The sequence below is a fragment of the Natrinema soli genome, from assembly GCF_028618695.1.
Genome location: NZ_JAQIVI010000413.1, coordinates 23578 through 44354 on the forward strand (window position 1 = coordinate 23578; position 20777 = coordinate 44354).

Genomic DNA, 20777 nt, shown 5'->3' on the forward strand with positions numbered 1-20777 from the left:
CGATCGTCTCGAGTCGAATCTCGGTGAACCCACCCGGGGGCGTCTCCAGCAGTTGTCTCTCCTCGACAGGGTCGAACGGGATCATCGTGGTACCATTTCACACAACAGCGCATAAAACTAGGTCTCAGCCGGGTCCGAACACCGCTTATTGAGGAAGACCGCCGGTTTCGTCGGTGACCGCTCGTCGGTGATGTCCGATCGGTACTGTCGCATCGGTGCGGCCGCTGACGGAGAGCGGACCGCGCTCGCTCGCCGTTTCGTCGCGGACTTTGTGCCGGAGCGATTACTCGATAATGCCGTTGATTCGGAGGGTTTCGATCCGTTCGTCGGAATACGCGAACTGCTCGAGCACTTCCGTCGTGTGCTCACCCTTCGTCGGCGGTGGGCTGCTGTATCCGGGCCGTTCGCCGTCGGACTCGAACGTGAACGGGAGGGCCGCGATGTCGACCGGTTCGTCCACTTCCGGGTTGTACGATTCGGTGAGCATGGATCGCGCCTCGAGATGCGACAGTTCGACGACCTCGTCGATCGATCGCACCGCGGCCGCGGGAACGCGCGCCTCTAACAGGAGCTGCTCGAGTTCCTCGGCGGTGTACGAGGCGAACGCCTCGTGTAGCTCCTCCCGCAACGTCGGACGGTGTTCGATCCGATCGTCCATCGTTTGATACTCGGCTCTGTCGAGCAGATCGGACCGATTCACGGCCTTACAGAGCCGTTCGAACATGGTCTGGGTCATCGTAATCAGATACACGTATCCGTCCGATGCCTCGAAGAGCCCGTTGGGTGCGCTTCCGATTCCCAGCTCGCCGTTTCGTTCCGGGACTTCACCCGTCGTGTCGTAGTTGGCGATCCAGTAGGACATCCAGGAGATTCCGACGTCGAACAGCGAGACGTCGATGTGATCACCCTCGCCCGTCTTATCTCGCTCGCGGATCGCGGCCATGACCGCGAAGGCGGCGTTGGTCCCGGTGCCGCAGTCGATCAGGCTCGAGCGGATTCGGACGGGCGGTTGGTCCGGGTAGCCCGTCGTCGCCATCAGACCCGACATCGCCTGAATACACGGATCGTATCCCGGAAAGCTGCGGTTCGGTCCCGTCTGTCCGTACCCCGACAACGAGCAGTAGACGATGTCCGGATTGTCCGCGGAGATGGAGTCGTAGTCCAGGCCGTACTCGTCCAGGACGCCCGGACGGAAGCTCTCGATCAACACGTCGGCTTTCGCGGCGAGGTCCGTGAGGAGCTCCTGTCCCTCGTCGGTCTTCAGATCGACGCAGATGCTCTTCTTCCCGTTATTGTACGCGGAAAAGAGGCTCCCTTTCATCAGGGGCCGAAAGGCATCTCCGCTCGGCGGCTCGACCTTGATCACTTCCGCACCCATCTCACCGAGCATCTGCGTGCAAACCGGCCCGGCGATCGATTGAGTGAAATCTATCACATTTATGTCTCCTAACGGTTGCATGCGAAGTAGTCGCATAGATGAGTATATAAACATTCGGTCGCGGACGCTTCGTCGCGTTCGTCCCGGCGGGCTCGTCGTCCGCGTTCGTACTGCGGGCCGGTAATTCACGCGTCACTGACGGCTGCTCCCACGCTCGAGCACACCGGCGACGCGACGACTGTCATCCCGGTCGAGTCGGGACGGACCGCGTTCACCGGTACTACGATAACGGTGGGAACCTAGTATCGAGGAGAAGACTATGAAAGTCCACGAAGCAGTCATCAGGCTGTTCAACGAGGAGGGAGTCGAGACGCTGTTCGCGCTGATGAGCGAGGATACGATGCGCACGCTTTCGACGGTACACGAGCAGTGGAGCGGAGAGATGGGCGTCGTCCACACGCGCCACGAGCAGGGTGCCGTCGCGATGGCCGACGGCTACTCGCGGGCGGGTGACGACGTTGGCGTCTGTCTCATCGGTCGAGGGCCCGCCGTCGCACAGACCGGCACCTCGCTCGTCACGGCTCGGAAGAAGGGGTCGAAGCTGCTCGTCATCGTTCCGGAGATGTCCGTGTCCGACACCTACGATATCAAGGACTTCGAACAGGAATCCTTCCTGGAGTCGACGGTCGGCACCGTCCGTTCCGCTCGAAGCCCCGAAACACTGCTTCCGACGCTCGAGGAGGCCTTCCGGAGCCTCCGAGTCGGAGAGGGGCCGATAGCGGTACAGGTTCCGTGGGACGTACTGGACGGCGAACTTCCCGATTCCGACGTCGAGATCGACCGAAATCGATCGGCGACGGCGACGAATGCTGCGACATCGAACGCTCGACTCCACCCCGACGACGACGCGATCGATGCGGCCGTCGACCTGTACCTCGATTCGGACGCGACCAAAATCCCGATGGTCGTCGCCGGTCGCGGCGCGATCGAGGCGGACGCGAAGGAGGCGATCGAGTCGTTCGCTGAGCGGACGAACGCCGTGCTCGCCACCACCCTGCAGGCTCGAGGCTACTTCGACGATCATCCGTTCTCGCTCGGGGTCGTCGGCGATTTCGGGAGCAACATCGCGAACGAACACCTGCACGAAAGCGACTTCGTGCTGGCGGTCGGCTGTAGCCTGAACCCGTATACGACGGATTCCGGACACCTCATCGAGGACGAGACCAAAGTCGTCCACGTCGATGCGGACCCGAGCGCAATCGGTCGGTACGAGTCCGTCGATCTCGGCGTCCGAGGGGACGCCCGGCTGACGGTCGACGCGTTGACCGCGCAGCTAGAGGCGCACGGAATCGACCGAAGCGGCGAGTTCTGGACCGATCGGTTCCGGAATCGGATCGCGGACACGCCGGCGCTGGACGAGGGCGAGTTCCCCGAACAGGAGGGGCGAATCGATCCGCGTGAGCTGGTCCGAGGTCTCGATCGCATCCTGCCCGAAAACCGGGTGGTCGTCAGCGACGGTGGGCACTTTTCCCGGTGGGTCCTCGACGGGGTTTCGACGCCGGAACCGGCCGATTTCCACTGGACGCTCGACTTCGCGGCGATCGGGCAGGGACTCTCCCACGGGATCGGGGCAGCGTTGAACTCGGGTGACCGCACTCCCGTCACGATCTGCGGCGATGCGGGATTCATGATGGCGCTTCAGGAGGTGGACACCGCCGTCCGCCACGAGATACCTGTGACGATCGTCGTGATGAGCGACAGCGCGCTCGGAACGGAGTATCACAGTCTGCAAACCGCCAACAAGTACGCCGACGTCGCTCTCCTGGAGGCACCCGACATCGCAGACGTCGCACGGTCGCTCGGCGCGGACGGCTACACCGTTCGCTCGAGCGGCGATCTGGACGCTCTCAGCGACGTTCTCGACCACCAACCGGACGGGCCGGTCGTCGTCGACTGCAAGACGAACAGCGCCGTCCGCCATCGAAGCAAGATGTAGCGGGATGTCGAACGACGCATCGTCGAACCTGTCCCGCCTTCACCGTTTCCTTTTCTCGCGTCCGCCCATCCACCCGTCCGCCCGTTTGCCGTCCGCCCGTCTGCTGTCCGCCCGCTCGTGCCCGTCAGTAGTCCGAAGTGGTTGTTTCCGAAAATCCGGCGTACTGCCGACTCAGCGTCAGTACCGGTACGCTTTCGTTCGGTTACCGACATGGTAACGCATGGATCTCGGACTGGACGGTACCGTCGCGCTGGTTACGGCCTCGAGCAGCGGTCTCGGAAAGGCGTCCGCGAAAGCCCTCGCGAGGGAGGGCGCACACGTCGTTATCAACGGGCGAGACGAACAGCGGTTGGCCGACGTTGTCGAGCAGATCGGCGATCCGGACGCGTTCGGCGATATCGTCGCGTTTCTGCTCTGGCGGCACCGTCGCGACCATCGTCGCGACGATTGTCCTCCACGCCGGTGGTTTCGCCTGTCGCTGGGATCGTTGTGGTCGCTGAGACGGACTGTTGGAAGTCATTCCCGGAGCAACCACGCACTGTCCTGCGGTCGCGCCGGTAAATCGTTACAACAGCCCGTATGAGGCGGTAGCGGCCGGAACACTCGAGATCGGAGCCGGAATCGAATCTACTCGACCCGAAGCACGGAGTGCGAGCGTTCTATTCGGGCCGGAAGCACAGATAGTTACGAAACCGATCGAATTCACCGAAATCGTTCGGAAAAGCCAGATCTCGGTCGGGACAGATAGGTGTTCGAGTATACGGAATCTTTATGGAACAAGATACGTTACCTGTTCGCATGGAAACGTACACGGATCCGGGGACGGTGAAGGCGACGCGGACGACGTTCGAGATCATCGAAACGCTCGCCGAAGCGGACGGCGGTCAGATCACCGAGATCGCGGACGAACTCGGTCTCGCAAAGAGCACCATCCACCGGCATCTGGCGACGCTCGAGGACCTCGAGTACGTGGTCAAAGACGGGGACCGGTATCGAATCGGCTTTCGATTCCTGGAACTGGGTGAAGGGACGAAAAAGCGCACCGACACGTACCAGATGGCGAGTCAGAAAGTCAAGAAGATCGCCGAACAAACCGCCGAGCGAGCGCAGTTCGTCGTCGAGGAACACGGCAAGGCCGTCTACGTGTTCGGAGAGACCGGTGAACACGCCGTGCAAACCGACTCCGTGATCGGCAAGTACCGGCCGCTTCAATCGATGGCTGCGGGAAAAGCGATCCTCGCATACCTCCCCGAGGAGCGCGTCGAAGAGATCATCCAGCAACACGGGCTGCCGTCGTTGACCGAGAACACGATCACGGACGAGGACGAACTCTACGAGGAACTCGAGGAGATCCGAGAGCGAGGGTACAGCATCAACGATCAGGAGACGATCCCCGGGCTTCGGGCGATCGGTGTCCCGATCGAGTGCCCGGACGGCGGCGTCTTCGGCGCACTCAGCGTCTCCGGCCCCACACACCGCGTGCAAGGTGATCGCCTCGAGGAAACGATTCCGAATATCCTTCTCGGAACGGCGAACGAACTCGAACTGGATATGAAATACTCTTGAACCCGCACTGTGACGGTCGACTCAGGGAACAACGCACCGTGTTCCGAATTTCGGCCCGATCTGACCGTATCATCCCAAAACCCGTCCCGATCGGTCCGTAGCGTATCTTCCCCAAACCCGTTCTGATCGGTCCGCAGCCGTTCGATTCACCGACGCGGCGCTATCGATCGTTCCTCGATGGAGAACGGAATCCGCTCACGCGTCGGGACGAGCTAGCCGGAAAACTTGTCGCGACGGTACAGGCCCAGTTCGCTCACCGTGTTCGGCGTCTCCTGACGCGCGACGAACGCGATCGCGTCGGCGACGTCTCGAGGTCCGGTGACTTCGTCCCGTTCGTACCGTTCCTCCGAGGTCTGTTCTCGGAACTCCTTGCCGAACTCCGTCCTGACTTCCGACGGGTTGACGATGCTGACGGCGATGTCATCCGTCCCGACCTGTCCCGCGAGGCTCTTCGCGAATCCGCGGGTCCACCACTTCGACGCCGCGTACAGCGGCGCGTCCGGACGCGGGTTCTTGCCCGCGTAGCTCGCGACGAAAATCGCCGTTCCGTTCGTTTCGCGGAGGTGCGGAATCGCCGCTCGGGCCGTGTAGAACATCCCGTCGACGTTCACGCCCATGACGGTTCGATACTGATCGGTCGGAAACTCCTCGACGGGCGTCTCGGAATCGGTCGCGATCCCCGCGTTGTTCACCAGCACATCGAGGCGGCCGAATTCCGAGACCGTCTGCTCGACGGCCGCCTCGACCTCGTCTTCGTCGCTCACGTCTGCGGGACAGACGAGCGCCGACGCATCCGTCTCGGACTCGATTTCGGCGGCGAGTGCCGTCAACCGATCTTCGCGACGGGCGACGAGTGCGACGTCGGCACCGTCGGCCGCGAGTGCACGAGCCGTTTCCCGTCCGATTCCCGCACTCGCGCCGGTAACGATCGCTCCGTTGTCTGCCAGTGGGTGGGTAGCCATCGGTGAGACATTGTCGCGGTGATGCTAAACTCTACGTGTTACTGCTGTGAGCGTATTCAGACTCGTGTCGTTTCCGACGGGTCCGCTCGAGGGGCTTCTCCTACCCACGGCACACGCGCTTCCATCCGCGGTGTGCGTCCGATGATCGACCACCGGAAGACGACGGAACGGTCGGCTACAATCCGAGCCGAAAGATTCGATTCGCCGCGAGGATACCGAGGCCGAGGATCATGATTCCGGCGAGTAACGTGAACGAGACGTCCCACCCGTACAGGTCGGCGAGAATACCGATCACGACGCTGCCCGTCGCGCCCGTCGTCATGTACGCGGTCCTGACGAGCCCGAATCCGGTACCGCGCTCGGACGCCCCCAGGAGATCCATGAATCGCGACTGGATCGGCGCTCCCCAGCTCATCGCGAGTCCGATGAACAACACGCCCGCGACGAACTGCGGGAGGCTCCCGGCGACGACGAGCAGTCCGTACCCGGCGATACCGGCGCTCATCGTCACGATCGCGGCCGAATCGCGACCGATTCGATCCGAGAGCGCGCCCATCAGCGGTTGCGTGAGCCCGTGGACGACGAAGTACAGCGAGAAGAGCGCGCTCGCGATCGCCGGTGAGAGTCCCTGTCCCTCGGCGAAAAACGTCGGCAGGAACGATGCCGTCGCCTGCCAGACGAAGGCGCAGAGAAACGAGAGCAGCGTCGTGTACGCGATCGACGGTCGGAAGAGCAGCTCGAACATCGCGCCGAGTTCGGCCCGTTCGCGCATCGGCTGCTCGGGTCGATCCGGTTCTGTCGGGCGGATTCGCCACGCGAACAGGACGAAAATCGGGGCTGCGACGGAAAAACCGAGTAACACGCCCGCTCGCCACCCGTACCGAACGGCGATCAGCGTCGCGGCGACCGGCGCGACGAGGCCCGCGACGGGGCCGCCGGCGATGTGCAACCCGATCGCGCGACCCGTGTCCGCGAACTGCTTCGTGAGATACGTCGTTGCGACCGTGTAGTGGAGCCCGGCACCGACGCCGAGAACGATCGTAAAGAGGACGAAAAATTCGTACGACGGAGAAACGGCGAGCAGTACACTGGCGATTGCGGTCAATCCGAGCGCGACGAGAATGACCCGTCGTTCTCCGAACCGATCACCGAGGATGCCGCTCGGGAACTGGGTGAGCGCGTACGTCCCCCACATCAGCGATAACGCGGTTCCGAGAGCCGCGTTCGAAACGGCGAAATCGTCCGTGATAGCGGGAACGAGCGGGCTGATCGCGAGCCGAGCGGCCATCGTCGCCATGAACGCAAACGTGCAGAGAAGCAGCGCCGTACGTTGATATCGCCAGTTCACAGGCACCCTACAGAGAGCCGATGAAAACGATTTGCGGTATCGGACTATCTGGCCGAATTACGAGTCGTCGCCGTCGGAACGCGTTGCGCCGGTCCGTACAGACAGGCCCGGGACGGACATTAACGGGCTCGAGACGGACACTGACTGAATCGGGATGGACACTGACGGGCTACCGACGGACGACGGGGAGGACTCGATGGCGATCATTACGACGATAGCAGGTCGTCGGCGATGATACGTTTCTGTATCTCGTTGGTTCCCTCGAAGATGCGAGTCACTCGAGCATCCCGCCAGTATCGCTCGACGTCGAAGTCAGTCGTGTAGCCGTAGCCGCCGTGAATTTGAATCCCTTCGCTGGTGACCTCCTCGGCGATATCGCTGGCGAAGAGTTTCGCCATCGCGGCTTCGGCGTCTGCTCGCTCGCCGGAGTCGACCGCGTCGGCGACGAGCAGCGTCAACGCCCGCGCGGCCTCGACCTGCGTCACCATGTCCGCCAACTTGAATCTGATCGCCTGAAACTCCGAGATCGGCTCGTCGAACTGCACGCGTTCCGTCGCGTACTGAACCGAGTCTTCGATCGCGCCGCGCGCTAATCCCACCGACCGGGCGGCGGTGTGGACGCGGCCTTCCTCGAAGAAATCCATGATCTGATAGAAGCCGTTTCCTTCCTCACCGCCGACGAGCTTGTCGGCGCTGACGCGCACGTCGTCGAAATTCACCTCCCACGTTTTCCAGCCGTGGTAGCCGATCTTGTCGATCGCCTGGCCGCTGAGACCGTCGCGATCGAACGTCCCGGCCGGCTTCTCGACGATGAAGCCGGAAATGCCGCGATGGGCCGGCTCCGCGTCCGGGTCAGTGACAGCGTACGTGAGAATGAAATCCGATCCCTTCGCGAACGTCGTCCACGTCTTCTGGCCGTTGAGGACGTACTCGTCGCCGTCGCGCTCGGCGCGGGTCTGCATGTTCGCGACGTCGCTGCCCGCGTTCGGCTCGCTGATCGCGATGCTCTTGAGCGCGTCTCCGGAGGCCATCTTCGGCAAATACTCCTCTTTCTGCTCGTCCGTCGCTCCCGCAAGGCTCTGTCCGCGGGCGATGATACTGCCGACGCTGAGCCACCCTCGAGAGAGCTCCTCGGCGATAACCGCGTACGACTTCAGATCCATCCCGAGTCCGCCGTATTCCTCGTCGATGAGGATGCCGAAAAACCCCATCTCGCCGAGCTGAGAGACGAGTTCGGCCGACATCTCCTCTTTTTTCGGGTCGCGTTCGCTCGCCTCCGGGCGGACCTCGTTCGTGACGAACCGCTTCGTTTCGTCACGCAGCAGCTTGTGTTCGTCTGACAGTATCGTGTCCGAAATGTTGTTCATACGTGTTCCACGTTGCGCCGATATTTATTAAACCTTTTAATATATTCCGGATCAGTCACTCAGTGAGTGAAGGACGGCGGTGATTTGCGATGGGGTTCGTCATCCGCCGGGGCCGTCGGCGTCCCACATCTCCGTCGAACAGTTCGAAGCAGCGCTCGAGCGGTGCTCACGCAGCATTCGAGCGGCGACCGATCCGACTAAACGAATATAAGTGCGGTCCGCATTGCCATACCACGATGGATGAAATCGATCACATCGCACACGCAGTGTGGGACCTGTCGGACGCGCTCGAGACCGTCACGGCCGCGGACGGCGTCGAACACGTCTGGACCCTCGAGAGCGAGAAATGGCAGTACCGAACGGCGTACATCCTGTTCGGCAGCGATATATTCACCCTGCTTTCCCCGACGAGCGAGGCGAGTTTCGTCGCCGACTACCTCGAGCGCAACGGCCAGGGGCTTCATCACATCGGTGCAACCGTTTCGGACCTCGAGACGGCCGTTGCACAGCTGACGGCGGTCGGCGGGGAGGTCATCATGGAGGACGTGGTTTCGGGTGTCCGAAGCGAGGCGACCCTGCATCCGAAATCGCTGTTCGGCCTCCAACTGCAACTCATCGAGTGGCACGACGACGTCGGTCCGACTGCGCGCGACCACATCGAGGCGATGCGCGCCGCCGCGGCGGACGATCGACTCTGAGTCGACGAGTTACGCGATCGTCTCGCCGACGTTGTCGATCGTCTCGCGTATCTCTTCGACGGTGGCGGTGGTCGGCGGAAGCAGTGCGAGCGTGTCGGCGATCCCCTCGTATCGCTCGAAGCGGTCACCGACGGTATCCGGACTGCCGGCGATCGCGATCTCGTCGAGGAGGTCGTCGCTGACGGCCGCCCGGGCCGCATCCTTCTCGCCGGCCTCCCACTCGTCCTGGATCCGGTCGGCGGCGTCCCGGAACCCGTGATCGGCCACCGCATCGTAATGGAACGCTCCCATCGCGCCGACGTAGAACGCGATCATCTCCCGGCACCTGTCCCGAGCCCGCTCGCCGTCTTCGAGGACGCATGTCGTCACCCACGGGATCGTCGCGACCGCTTCGGGATCGCGATCTCGCTTTCGAGCGCCGCGATCGACGTGTTCGCGCTTCGCCGGGAGCGCCGACACCGGAATGCGGTTCGGCATCCATCCGTCGCCGAACCCGCCCGTCAGTTCGATGTTCGTCTCGCCCTGTGCGGCGACGTAAATCGGAACGTCCGAGCGACGCGGTTCGAATCGGAGACGGAAGTGCCGGAGGTCGAATAGCTGGCCGTCGTAGCTCATCTCGTTTCCGGAGAGGACGCGTCGGACGATCTCGATCGTTTCGCGCTGGCGGCGCAACGCCGGTCGAAAGTCAACGCCGTGCCAGTTCTCGATGACCTTCGGCCCCGACAGGCCCAGCCCGAGTACCGCCCGTCCGTCCGTGAGTTCGTCCAGCGTCGCCGCTCCCTGGGCGATCAGCGCGGGCGACCTCGAGTAGACGGGGATGATTCCCGTTCCGAGCCCGATCGTTTCCGTGCGGGCCGCGAAGTAGCCGAGGCGGGTAAACGCTTCTCGGCCCCACGTTTCGGGGACCATCACGAGATCGTATCCGGCGTCCTCCGCCGCGAGCGCGAGGTCACACTGCTCCACTGTGGTGACGTCGCCGGTGGCTGGCAACGGCAGCGCGAGGTCGTACGATGGCATGGTATACCAAACGAGAAGAGACCGTCTTAGCTGTTTCCCACCCGCTCGAGTGCCGTCCCATTAATGTGGTCACCGCTCGCTCTAGTCGATACGATGTCGAACGAAGGAACGTCCAGGGTGCCGTACATCACCGCCAAAGAGCAGCTTTCGGACGACTGGCACGACCACTACGATCGGATCGCGGCCAGCCGGGGCCACGTTCGCGGTCCCTTCAGCGTCCTCATGAATAGCCCGGCGGTCGCGACCGAGATTGCAGACGTCGGAACGTACGTGCGCTTCGAGGGAACGCTCCCGGGGACGGTGCGAGAACTCGCGATCATCACGACGGCCCGGGAACTCGACTGCGCCTACGAGTGGGCGATACACGAGCCGCTGGCACGAGACGAGGGGGTCGCTGACGACACGATCGATATCGTCGCCACTCGAGAGTCGACGGCTCCCCTTCCGGCGGTCGACGCGCTCGTCGTCCGCTACGGCCGCGCGTTGTTCCGCGAAAACGAGGTCCCGGAGTCGCTCGTTCGGTCGGCGAGAGACCGGTTCGGCGTCGAAGGGGTCACTGAACTGACGGTGACGTTCGGCTACTACAGTATGCTGGCCTGCGTCCTGAACGCCTTCGCGGTCGACCCGGGAGAATCGCTCGAGCAGTGGTGATCCCGTCTCGAGTGCGGGTCTCACAGGCATCGACGCGACAGTACGAACCACATTCTCAGTCGTTTGATCTCCGTCAATCGTTCGATCTAGCGACCAGTACCACGGCGAGGCCGGCACAGAGTACCGTCACGCAGGTGAGCACTCCGAATAACGCGGGAGTACCGCCGTAATCGAGCGTGACGCCGGCGACGGCCGAGCCGACCGCGCCGATGCCGAACAGTCCCATGTAGATGTACCCGAACGAGAGACCGTGGCTTTCCGCTGGGACGTACTCCGCGATAAGGCTCTGCACGATCGGTGCGAACATGTAGATGAAAAAACCGAGTGCGACGCAGACGGCCAGCAGCGGGAGGACGCCGATTTCGGAGGCGGGAACGAACAGCGCGGATGCGATACCGAGTGCGATAAACGTCCCGAGAAGGGTCATTTCAGAGCTTCCCCTATCGCTGATCTTGCCGCCGGTGTACTGCCCGAAGATGCCGACCAGCAGGAGCCCGGAGTACGCGATCTGGCCCGCTTCGATCTCCCGGTCGCCAACTGCGACGGTCTCGAACATCGGCAGGTCCGTGAGGACGTCGGGAAGGAACGTGAAGATCCCTCGATAGTAGACGCCGTACAGTATCTGTATCGCGAACACGAGAACGAACCCACCGATCAGCAGGGTCCGAGTGTTCGTCACGACGTCACGAAGCGACGTTACGAGAGCCGGATTCGCCGTCCGGTCCGGATCGCGCTGCTCCGAGGCCGCCTCGGAAACGGTGTCGTCGAACGAGACGAAGAGGCCGACGATAACGCAGATCGCTGCCGGGGCGGTGAGGAGGAGCGCGACCAGCCGCCACTCGAAAAACGCGAGCAGGACGATCGCAGCGAGCGGAACGACGACCATTCCGACGTTTCCCCCGGCACCGTGGTACGCGAGCACCGTCCCTCGTTGCTTCGCGCTCCGACTGATGAGCGACAGTCCGGACGGATGGTAGAGACTCGCCATCGCGCCCCAGATCATCAGCGTCACGGTGAGCGCCGCGACGGACTGAAGCACGCTCAGCGCGGCGAACGAGAGCCCCATCCCGCCGGTAGAGAGCAAGACGAGCCGTTTCGATCCGTATACGTCCGCCAACACGCCCGCGAGGGGTGCGAACAGTCCGATGAGAGCGTACCCCGCACCGACGACGAGTCCGAGCGTCGTCGCCGAGACGTCGAACATCGAGAGCCAGATCGGGACGAAGAGCGGAATTACCAGCTCGAATCCGTGAAACACCCCGTGACCGAGACCGGTGAAGACCGCAATAGACGAGTCGTTATTCTTCATTGTCCGTTTCTCACGGAGGCAATGTTCAATATTCTACTGATCGCGGAACGGTGCGGCGTCGACGCGTCTGATCTCGACGTTCCGGCTCCCTCGAGACTCAGTCACTCGTGGCGACGATCACGGGGCGGTCGGCGGAGAGGAGCAGGGACTGCGTGACGCTTCCGAAGATAGCCTTCCCGGCGGGGCTCCGCTTTCGTCCGCTGACGGCAATACTGTCGGCGTCGATTTCCTCGGCGACCGCGAGGATTACTTCGGTGGGTTCGCCGTGTTCGCGTCGCTTCACCGGGTCGATACCGGCCGCTTCGAGGATCTGCGTCGCGGCCGTCACGCTCTCCGGGAAGTCGTCTTCGTCGTACAGTTCGGACGAATCGACCCGCGCATCGCCATCGCTCACGTTGAACTCTTCGAACACGTTCACGAGGACGACCTCGATCTCTCCCGGGAGATTCGCGACGGCTTCGGCCGCCAACGCTGAACGATCTTCGTTCGTATCGACCGCTAGTAGTACGTTGTACATAGGTGTACTACCAGTTCTATCTACTTATCTCTCCGGGCAGCTCCGTCGACGGTCGCCCGCGAGTCGATGCGAACGGGTCCAACGCGCAGTTCCATCGACGTTCCCGACGAACGTCGAGCGACGAGGGCTCGAGAAGACGCGTCGCACGGACGGAGCCGATACGTTCGATTGGGTATCGACGGTTCGGCGGACAGTGCGAGTCGGAAGGTATCGATGAGTGAACGACGACTCACCGCGGGACCCCGGTCCGCCATCCGAATAAACAGAAGACTTTACTGTGAGAGCCGTAATATTCGCTGTAATGCTGTCGCTATCGGCGGAACAGGAGATGGTCGTATCGTCACTGGAAGCGCTCGCCCACAACGAGTTTTCTGACGCCGCGTTCTCGTGGGACGGGAACATTCCGCTGGAGAACATCGAACTGCTCGCAGACCGCGGCTATCTCGGACTGAACATCTCCGAAGAGTACGGCGGCGGCGGCATGGGCGAATTCGAGGCGATGCTCAGCATCGAAGCCGTCGGGCAAGTCTGTCCGGATACGGCCGAATACCTCTACAACCAGCAGATGGTCGCCCCTCGCGGTATCGAGATGTTCGGGAGCGACACCGTGAAGGACCGGTACCTCCCCGGCGTCACCGCGGGCGAAGACGCGATCGCGATCGCGATTTCCGAACCCGAAGCGGGATCGGACGTCGGTGCGATGAATACCACGGTCGAAGCGGAGAACGGAGAACTCGTCCTGAACGGCGAAAAAGTATGGGTGAGCAACATTCCGCACGCATCTGCTTGCGTCGTCTGGGCGAGATTCCCAGACGGACTCGGTTCGGTCGTCATCGACCTCGATGACAACGAGGACAGCGTCGAGATCGAGCAACACTACACGAACATGGCGAACCACACCCAGACGCAGTTCCGCATGCACGACATCGTGATTCCCGAAACGCACGTCCTGACTCGAGGGACGGACGGGTTCAAACAGCAGCTCCAGGCGTTGAACTGGGAACGCCTCGGAAGCGCGACGCTCTCGAACGCCATCGGCCGATGTGCACTCGACAAGGCGCTGGAGTACGGCCAACAGCGCGAACAGTTCGACCAGCCGATCGCGGATTTCCAGGGCATCGAGTGGAAGCTCGCCGATATGGTCAAGGAACTCGAGGCGTCGCGTTCGCTCACGTACCGGGCGGCGCTCAACGCGGAAGAGCAGGGCCGGATCCCCGATCGGATGGACGCCTCGCTGGCCAAGCTCTACTCCGGGGAAATGGTCGAAACGGTGGTCAGCGAATCGCTGCAGATCCACGGTGCGAACGGCTACCAGCAGGGACACGCGCTGGAGTACCTCCACCGGCTCGCGCGGGGCCGCCGGCTCGCGGCGGGGACCGACGAGATCCAGAAGAACCAGATCGCGGCGGCCCTCAAACAGGATGGCCTCCCCTCGCTCACGTAACTCCCCTCGCGGAGACACCGATCCCTCGTCGATCGAGTCGTGACGTGTCTTCTCGGTCGAAGTTGGCTCCGGACCGACGTTTCCTGCCTGTCACCGACGAACGCCCGTATCCCCACGAGACGGTTTACTTCGATTCTACGTTCCAGCAGCCGTCGATACCTTGGGCCCGGCCCAGTTCGGGCTCGTCCGACGTTCGGCAGGGAACCGGGTCGTATCTCGAACCGCGTCGGTCGAGGCGTCTCGAACCGTTTCGAACCGCTCTCGAGTCGGCTTCCGCGAACGGTTTCGGATAGCAAAACGGGACAGCCAGCCGGGAGAGGGGTCCCTCCGTGACGGACGGGGAATCCCCAACCGATCAATCGGAATCGGCGAGTGCGGGCTGCTGTGGAAGGGGTGACGCCGTGCGGGCGACGACGAGACAGGCGATGCCGATGAGCCCACCGCCGACGCCGATGCCGCCGACCATGAGCTGTAACGATTCCGTCTGGGGAACAGCCCCGTCGAGGAGTTTGATTCCGAACCCGACTACGATCGGTGCCGTGGTCGCCGAAAGCCGCCCTACTGATTCGAACACGCTCACGAGACCACCCCTGAGTTCCATGGGCGCGAACCCGGTCGCGACGCTCCGTAAGAGCGACAGCGAAAGCCCGAACCCGGCCCCGAGTGCCAATGCACCGACCGTCGCCAGGGCGACCGTCGGGACGAACGCGACGATCACGAGTCCGAGCGCCATGAGCGATATTGCGGCCGTAAGGGGGAGTATCCGCCCGGCGAACGACGAGCCGAATCGCCCGGCTTGCGTCGCCGCAACGGCGTAGGTGGCGCTGGCCAACGCGACCAGGATACCGGCCTGCCCCGCCGTGCCGCCCATCGATCTCACGACTAACAGCGACACGTACGTCATGAACGTGATATACAGGAGTATCGGAATCATGCGAAACACGAGAACCGAGGCGACGCGCGGTCGGAGCAGGACGGTAGTCAATTCGCGAACGTAGGTCCCACGGTCGGCGCGATCGACCGCTGAAGCGGTCTCCCGCGACGGCGCCGTCGGTTCGGTAAACCACAGCGCGAGAACGATCGAGATCGGGATACCGATCGCGTACAGCAACAGCGGATACTGCCACGCGACGCCGACCAGTATACCGCCGATCAGCGGGAAGAACCCCTGCGTCAGGCCGGATACCGAAAACCGTAATCCCTGCCCCGTCGCTTCGGCACGACCAGTGTATAGGTCGCCGATACTCGTGATGATAACCGGCGTCACCGCGGCGAAGCTGACGCCCTGACAGAACCGAAGGAACAGTACGACGCGAAAATCCGTCGTCACCGTGAGTGCGGTTCCGGCGATGGAAAAGACGAACAGCCCGGCGACGAGAAACGGCTTCCGTCCGTACCTGTCGGCCAGAACACCGACCGCCGGAATCATCAGGATACCCGGGGCGGTGAACACGGTCATCAGCAATCCGATGGTCGCGTCCGTCGCGCCGTAGGGGTGCTGGAGTGACTCGAGAAGCGGAGAGATCAGTGCCGTGCCGAGTGGTGCGACGAGGTTCGCCAACAACAGAAGCTGGAAATCCGTGTCGCGTAAAACCGCCGCTTTCTCTCCGAAGAGCGACTGTATCATCGGCACGTCACCGAGTTTCTCGGCGAGGCTCAAAAAGATTCCCTCACCGACGCCGTCGAAAATCGTGCCGATCGCAGGATGGGAGGATGATCGCTTCCGAAAACGACGCGTCGTCCATGTCGCGGGACGATGCGACCGCGTCGAGCAGGTCCGTGTATCGCTCGACGCCCCTTCCAAATGGCACGATCGAGAGCCCGGCCTCCGAGAGAAACGTTTTCCGGGAACGTGTTGGAAATAGTGCTAGTTCGTTTTCCCTACAACAGTTCTCGAAACCGGCGGAGTTGCGCGTGCTGATCCGTCGTCGCGAACCGCGTGACGAACGTCTCGACGCCCGCGGCGGCGTACCGTTCGAGATGCTCGGCGACGGCCGACGGCGGACCGAACGCGCCCCGGCGCTCGAGTTGCTCGTCGGACAGCTCTCCCCACTCGGGATAGTACGCCGCGATGAAGTCACGAGCCTGATCGAGCGCCGCCCGGCGCGTCTCGGCGATAACGACGTCCTGGTAGTACGCCGCATCGAACGGCGACGGGTCGCGACCGGCATCCGCGACGATCTCTCGAGCGTGGTCGATTCCGTCGGCGTACATCTCCGGTGACTTCGAGATCGGCAGCCAGCCGTCGCCGTGGTCCGCGATCCGCCGACGGATCTGTTTCGGATACCCGTCGCGCGGGTCGAACGTCGCCGATGCGACGTAGATCGGAAGATCCCCCGTCGGCCGTAACCCGATATCAGCGTTCTCGAGCGTGACGAAGTCACCGTCGTACGTGGCTATCGCGCCGTCCCACAGTCCGCGAATCACATCGAGGGTCTCGTCGAGTACGCGACCGCGTCGGTCGAACGGGACGTCGAGTTGTTCGTGTTCGGTCGCGACCGATTCACCGCTTCCGACGCCGACTCCGAGCGACAGACGGCCGCCCGAGAGCAAATCGACCGTCGCCGCCTGCTGGGCGACGGCGACCGGACGCCGGAGATGCGGGAGGTGAATCGCAGTCCCCAGTTCGATCGCATCCGTCGCGGCCGCCACGGCCGCGAGCGTCGACAGCGGATCGAGGCGCGGTTTCGCGAGAACGCTGTCGCCGGCCCAGACCGATTCGAATCCCATTGACTCGGCCGCTCGAGCGAGCGTCGAACACGACTGCGTGCGTGCGAGCTGGTCCTGTGCCCCATCGGAGTCGAGTACGATGCCCCGCGTCGGAAGGACGTATCCATGATCCACCATACAATCCGTTCTCACGAGTTCCTCCGTAACAGCTCCATCGGTCGAAGTCCTTCTCGACGGTGATTTTCAAAAGGCCCCGTTTTCGATCTCGTTCTGCACACAGGAACGGGATGATCCACTCGATAAATAGTCTCTATATCGCTCGATATTTTCCGAATAGAGCCATAGATGTACAGAATATAGGGAAGAATGGAAATGGCTAGCTATTCAAAAGCATGTTGGTACCAATCACCAAGGAAAAGCTCGTTCGAGATTATCGAACGTGATCATTGATGCACGAACGACACGAACGATCACTGCCTATTGCTTCTCGAGCTGTCAGTTGCGACGGCGATACTGTGACTGAATCCACGGTGCGGTCACGTGGCATTGACCCGCGACGATAGTCTGTTCGACGCATTCTTCGGACCGGAAAGACAACTGGGAAAGTAGCCGCACACCGAGTGTCGCCAGCACGGTGGAGAGATCGGTAAGTTTCGTCCCGCGGAACGAACCGTGACGGCGCTCGCTATCGACGACGTGATTTACAACAGTACTACTGGAAAGCAAGTGCTGCGCGATCGGGACGTGAGTCGCCAGAAGGGAAACGGTTTTCCCCGTGATACACTATGAACAATCTGAGATGACAAGTCAGGGTTCAGGCGGTCGTTGGCGGTATCTGGAGGCGAAACCAGAACGGGTGACGCTATCGAATCAGGGGTGGAATGGTGATGGGTGACGCCATCGAGAACGAACACCAGTGCACGTGCAAAATCGGTCGCGACATCGATCGGTACGATCTCGACGGACTGAACGGAGAACTCCAGCACCGACGCGACGTCGCGGATGCGAGCCTTCGGACGCTCGCGGATTATATCAACGAGCGGATCCTCGAGACGGCGCTCGCCGAGGCAGAGACCGATCTGACGGACGTCGCGTACGGGGCAGTGAGCGCCGACGACGCCCTCTCAGCGGTGTATGAAACGCTGACGAGCGACACAGCGCCGGCCGATCGCGAAGCGCGGGTCCGGAAGCGCTTCGAACAGAACGGAATCGATCTCGAAGAGCTCGAGTCTGACTGGGTCACGCATCCCACCGTCCGATCCCACCTCAACGATTGCCTAGAGATCGACACGGCCCGTCCGACGAAGATCACGGCCGAATCGGCGCGAAATACGATCGAATGGGCGCGAACGCGATGCACTCGAGTCGTCGAACAGACGATCTCGCGGCTCGTCAGCGCAGGGATCGTCTCGATTCGCGATACCGAAGTCGCCGTCACGATTCAGATAACGTGTTCCGACTGTGGTTCGACGTTCCGATTCGGAGAGTTACTCGAGCACGGATCGTGTCCTTGCTCCGCCGACGAAACGACCTGATCGGATCACCATAGCGCTTCCCCGTTCCCCGCCACGCTATCGCGACTTCCGTTTCCGGCATACGCGATGGATTTCGCGAGTGCGCACTGAGACCGCGTCACGAGTCGGCCGTCCCCGTGAGGCCGTGTTATCGATCGGTGGTGGGTGTAGAAACACGCACATTGATTTACAGTTCGATTCCCAGTCCGCCGGAACAGCCCCGTCAACGAAAACCCGATTTCTGTTCAAAGATGTTTTCGTAACCACCCTCATGCGATGGATATAAATGTGCGAGCTGTGATAATACGAACAATGGGACACTCGGATAGGACCGTACAGAACACGCATGTCGGGGAACCAGTCGAGTTAGCGGCCGAAAACATGGGCGGAATCGATTCGTGCGCTATCGAGTTCCAGAGCGGGGTCAATCTTCTCACCGGACGGAACGCGACCAATCGAACGAGCCTGCTTCGAGCGGTTAGCGGCGTCCTTGGTGGAACAAGCGCCACGCTCAAGAGCGACGCAGACGAGGGCCACGTGACGCTCACCATCGGCGATCGGGAGTACTCACGCCGGTACAACCGCACGGAAACCGGCGTCCAGGTGACGGGCGACCCGTACGAGGAGAACAGTGAACTCATCGACCTCTTCATCTCCCTCCTCGAGAACAACCCGGCCCGTCTGGCGGTCGAACGCGGTGACGACCTCCGCGAGCTCATCATGCGACCGGTAGATACGACCGAGATCGAACAGCGGATCCAGCGCTTACAACGCGAGCGCGACGAAATCAGCGACACGGTGGATCGCGTCGAACGGCGCTCCAAAAAGCTACCGGCACTCGAGGAACAGCGGCAGACGCTGACGTCGGAACTCGAGTCGCTCGAGGAGGAAATCGAGTCGCTTCGGTCGGAGGTAACCCAGTACGAGGCCGACGCCGAAATGGCGGAAGAAGCCGAGGAGCTGGTCGACAGGCTCGATGAGCGGCGGAAAGAGCGAAGCGAACTCACGGACCAGATCGATCTCGTGACGGCCGAAATCGAAGCCCTCCAGGAACGGCCCGAGGAACTCCGCGCTGAGCGCGACGAACTCCCCGAGTACTCTCAGGCCGATCTGGAAACCGTCCAAGAGGAACTCCAATCGGTCAGAACCCGGAAACGAGAGCTCGAAAATACGGCTGCGGATCTCTCCGCGATCGTCGAATTCAACGAGGACATTCTCTCCGACAGCCTCTCGAATCTGCCCGAGGAATCGACCAGCGACGATCCGGTCGCGGAACTCGCTCCCGAAGCGGACCAGGAGGTCACCTGCTGGACCTGCGGAAATCGGGCCGAACGCGGGGCGATAGCCGATCGTCTGGAGAACCTTCGGAACATCGTTACGGAAAAGCGAAACGAATCCACCGAACTCGAGTCTCGGATCACCGAACTAGAGCGCGAACAGGAGGAGATTCGAGCGGCAATCGAGGAACGAAACGAACTCGACCGGAAACTCGACGACATCGAACGGAAACTCGAGGCGAAAGAGAAGCGGAAGGAAGCCCTCGAGGAAGAGGCCGAGGAGGTACGCGAAACGATCACCGAACTCGAGACCAAAGTAGCGGACACCGAAGAGTTGCGCGACAGCGATCTGTTGGAGACGTACGAGCGAATAAGCGAATTACAGTACGAGCAGGGCCAGACCCAACAGGAGCTAGCGTCCGTCGAAGACGAAATCGAGGAGATCGAATCGTTGCCGGACAAACCGACGCTGCAAGAGCAACTCGACGAGATCCGCAAGGAACTCAACTACGAGCGCGGACGGGTGGCCGAACTCGAGTCCGAATCAGTCTCGAAGTTCAACGAGCACATGGACGAAGTGCTGGACATCCTCAACTACCGAAACATCTCCCGGGTCTGGATCGAGAGAAAAGAAGCGGAAAGCGGGAGTCACGGGTCGAATGCGACGTTCGACCTTCACCTGGTCCGAGAGTCAGACACGGGATCCGTATACGAGGATACGGTAGCGAATCTGAGCGAAAGCGAACGCGAAGTAATCGGTCTGGTAGTCGCACTCGCCGGCTATCTCGTGCACGAAGTGTATCAGCAAGTGCCGTTCATGCTACTCGATTCGCTCGAGGCGATCGACTCGGAGCGTATCGCCGACCTCATCGATTACTTTTCGGAATACGCACCGTATCTCATCGTCGCACTGCTCCCCGAAGACGCATCCGAAATCACGGACAAGTATACGCAGATTACGGCTGCGGAACTGAATTAAGCCGGTTACGGAATTCGTTTCGGAAAAAGCTACCGCTCCAGAGGCGGCGACGGCTCCCCGGACCGAGACGCAGTGTAGCGAACC

17 protein-coding genes and 1 pseudogene are annotated in these 20777 nt (G+C 61.9%); 8 read left to right on the forward strand and 10 right to left on the reverse strand.

Annotated features, from left to right (window positions below; genetic code table 11):
• Positions 1-283 precede the first annotated feature (283 nt).
• Positions 284-1492, reverse strand: a complete 1209-nt coding sequence (locus tag PGX04_RS22450; protein WP_337959484.1) for a CaiB/BaiF CoA transferase family protein — start codon at positions 1490-1492, stop codon at positions 284-286.
• Positions 1493-1697: 205 nt separating this feature from the next.
• Here PGX04_RS22450 and PGX04_RS22455 point away from each other — a divergent pair, with 205 nt between their 5' ends.
• From PGX04_RS22455 to PGX04_RS22465, 3 genes and pseudogenes are all read left to right on the forward strand, one after another.
• The gene (locus tag PGX04_RS22455; protein WP_273740536.1) at positions 1698-3374 is read left to right on the forward strand and encodes a thiamine pyrophosphate-binding protein; all 1677 of its coding nucleotides are present in this window, start codon (positions 1698-1700) and stop codon (positions 3372-3374) included.
• A gap of 220 nt (positions 3375-3594) precedes the next feature.
• A pseudogene (locus PGX04_RS22460) lies at positions 3595-3780 on the forward strand (SDR family NAD(P)-dependent oxidoreductase); the annotation flags it as partial.
• A 392-nt stretch (positions 3781-4172) separates the two neighbouring features.
• Positions 4173-4940 carry an IclR family transcriptional regulator gene (locus tag PGX04_RS22465; protein ID WP_273740537.1) on the forward strand — a complete coding sequence of 256 codons (768 nt, stop codon included), beginning with the start codon at positions 4173-4175 and terminating at the stop codon, positions 4938-4940.
• 212 nt (positions 4941-5152) lie between these two features.
• Here PGX04_RS22465 and PGX04_RS22470 read toward each other — a convergent pair whose 3' ends face one another.
• From PGX04_RS22470 to PGX04_RS22480, 3 genes are all read right to left on the reverse strand, one after another.
• Positions 5153-5902, reverse strand: coding sequence for an SDR family oxidoreductase (locus PGX04_RS22470; protein ID WP_273740538.1), 750 nt, complete (start codon positions 5900-5902; stop codon positions 5153-5155).
• A 175-nt stretch (positions 5903-6077) separates the two neighbouring features.
• Positions 6078-7250 carry an MFS transporter gene (locus PGX04_RS22475; RefSeq protein ID WP_273740540.1) on the reverse strand — a complete coding sequence of 391 codons (1173 nt, stop codon included), beginning with the start codon at positions 7248-7250 and terminating at the stop codon, positions 6078-6080.
• Positions 7251-7456: 206 nt separating this feature from the next.
• Positions 7457-8617, reverse strand: coding sequence for an acyl-CoA dehydrogenase family protein (locus PGX04_RS22480; RefSeq protein WP_273740541.1), 1161 nt, complete (start codon positions 8615-8617; stop codon positions 7457-7459).
• A gap of 236 nt (positions 8618-8853) precedes the next feature.
• Here PGX04_RS22480 and PGX04_RS22485 point away from each other — a divergent pair, with 236 nt between their 5' ends.
• Positions 8854-9315, forward strand: a complete 462-nt coding sequence (locus PGX04_RS22485) for a VOC family protein (RefSeq protein ID WP_273740542.1) — start codon at positions 8854-8856, stop codon at positions 9313-9315.
• A gap of 9 nt (positions 9316-9324) precedes the next feature.
• On the opposite strand, the gene PGX04_RS22490 is transcribed toward PGX04_RS22485, so the two are convergent.
• Entirely contained in the window at positions 9325-10332 is a 1008-nt protein-coding gene (locus PGX04_RS22490; RefSeq protein WP_273740544.1) for an LLM class flavin-dependent oxidoreductase, read from the reverse strand.
• 93 nt (positions 10333-10425) lie between these two features.
• Here PGX04_RS22490 and PGX04_RS22495 point away from each other — a divergent pair, with 93 nt between their 5' ends.
• Positions 10426-10983, forward strand: coding sequence for a carboxymuconolactone decarboxylase family protein (locus tag PGX04_RS22495; RefSeq protein ID WP_273740546.1), 558 nt, complete (start codon positions 10426-10428; stop codon positions 10981-10983).
• 73 nt (positions 10984-11056) lie between these two features.
• On the opposite strand, the gene PGX04_RS22500 is transcribed toward PGX04_RS22495, so the two are convergent.
• Entirely contained in the window at positions 11057-12292 is a 1236-nt protein-coding gene (locus PGX04_RS22500; protein WP_273740547.1) for an MFS transporter, read from the reverse strand.
• 97 nt (positions 12293-12389) lie between these two features.
• The gene (locus tag PGX04_RS22505; RefSeq protein ID WP_273740548.1) at positions 12390-12809 is read right to left on the reverse strand and encodes a universal stress protein; all 420 of its coding nucleotides are present in this window, start codon (positions 12807-12809) and stop codon (positions 12390-12392) included.
• 301 nt (positions 12810-13110) lie between these two features.
• On the opposite strand from PGX04_RS22505, the gene PGX04_RS22510 reads away from it, so the two are divergent.
• Positions 13111-14253 carry an acyl-CoA dehydrogenase family protein gene (locus PGX04_RS22510; RefSeq protein WP_273740549.1) on the forward strand — a complete coding sequence of 381 codons (1143 nt, stop codon included), beginning with the start codon at positions 13111-13113 and terminating at the stop codon, positions 14251-14253.
• 355 nt (positions 14254-14608) lie between these two features.
• Here PGX04_RS22510 and PGX04_RS22515 read toward each other — a convergent pair whose 3' ends face one another.
• The 3 genes from PGX04_RS22515 to PGX04_RS22525 all read right to left on the reverse strand — a co-directional run bounded on the left by PGX04_RS22515 (position 14609) and on the right by PGX04_RS22525 (position 17100).
• Positions 14609-15913: an MFS transporter gene (locus PGX04_RS22515; RefSeq protein ID WP_273740550.1), complete on the reverse strand. Its 1305-nt coding sequence runs from the start codon at positions 15911-15913 to the stop codon at positions 14609-14611.
• 10 nt (positions 15914-15923) lie between these two features.
• A complete protein-coding gene (locus tag PGX04_RS22520) occupies positions 15924-16064 on the reverse strand; it encodes a hypothetical protein (RefSeq protein WP_273740551.1) in 141 nt (46 codons plus the stop codon).
• 70 nt (positions 16065-16134) lie between these two features.
• Positions 16135-17100, reverse strand: coding sequence for an LLM class flavin-dependent oxidoreductase (locus PGX04_RS22525; protein WP_273740552.1), 966 nt, complete (start codon positions 17098-17100; stop codon positions 16135-16137).
• A 710-nt stretch (positions 17101-17810) separates the two neighbouring features.
• Between PGX04_RS22525 and rdfA the strand changes: the two genes are divergently transcribed.
• Entirely contained in the window at positions 17811-18458 is a 648-nt protein-coding gene (rdfA, locus tag PGX04_RS22530; RefSeq protein WP_273740553.1) for a rod-determining factor RdfA, read from the forward strand.
• Between the two features lie 360 nt (positions 18459-18818).
• On the forward strand, positions 18819-20693 hold the full coding sequence (locus PGX04_RS22535) for an archaea-specific SMC-related protein (protein ID WP_273740554.1): 1875 nt from the start codon (positions 18819-18821) through the stop codon (positions 20691-20693).
• Positions 20694-20777 lie beyond the last annotated feature (84 nt).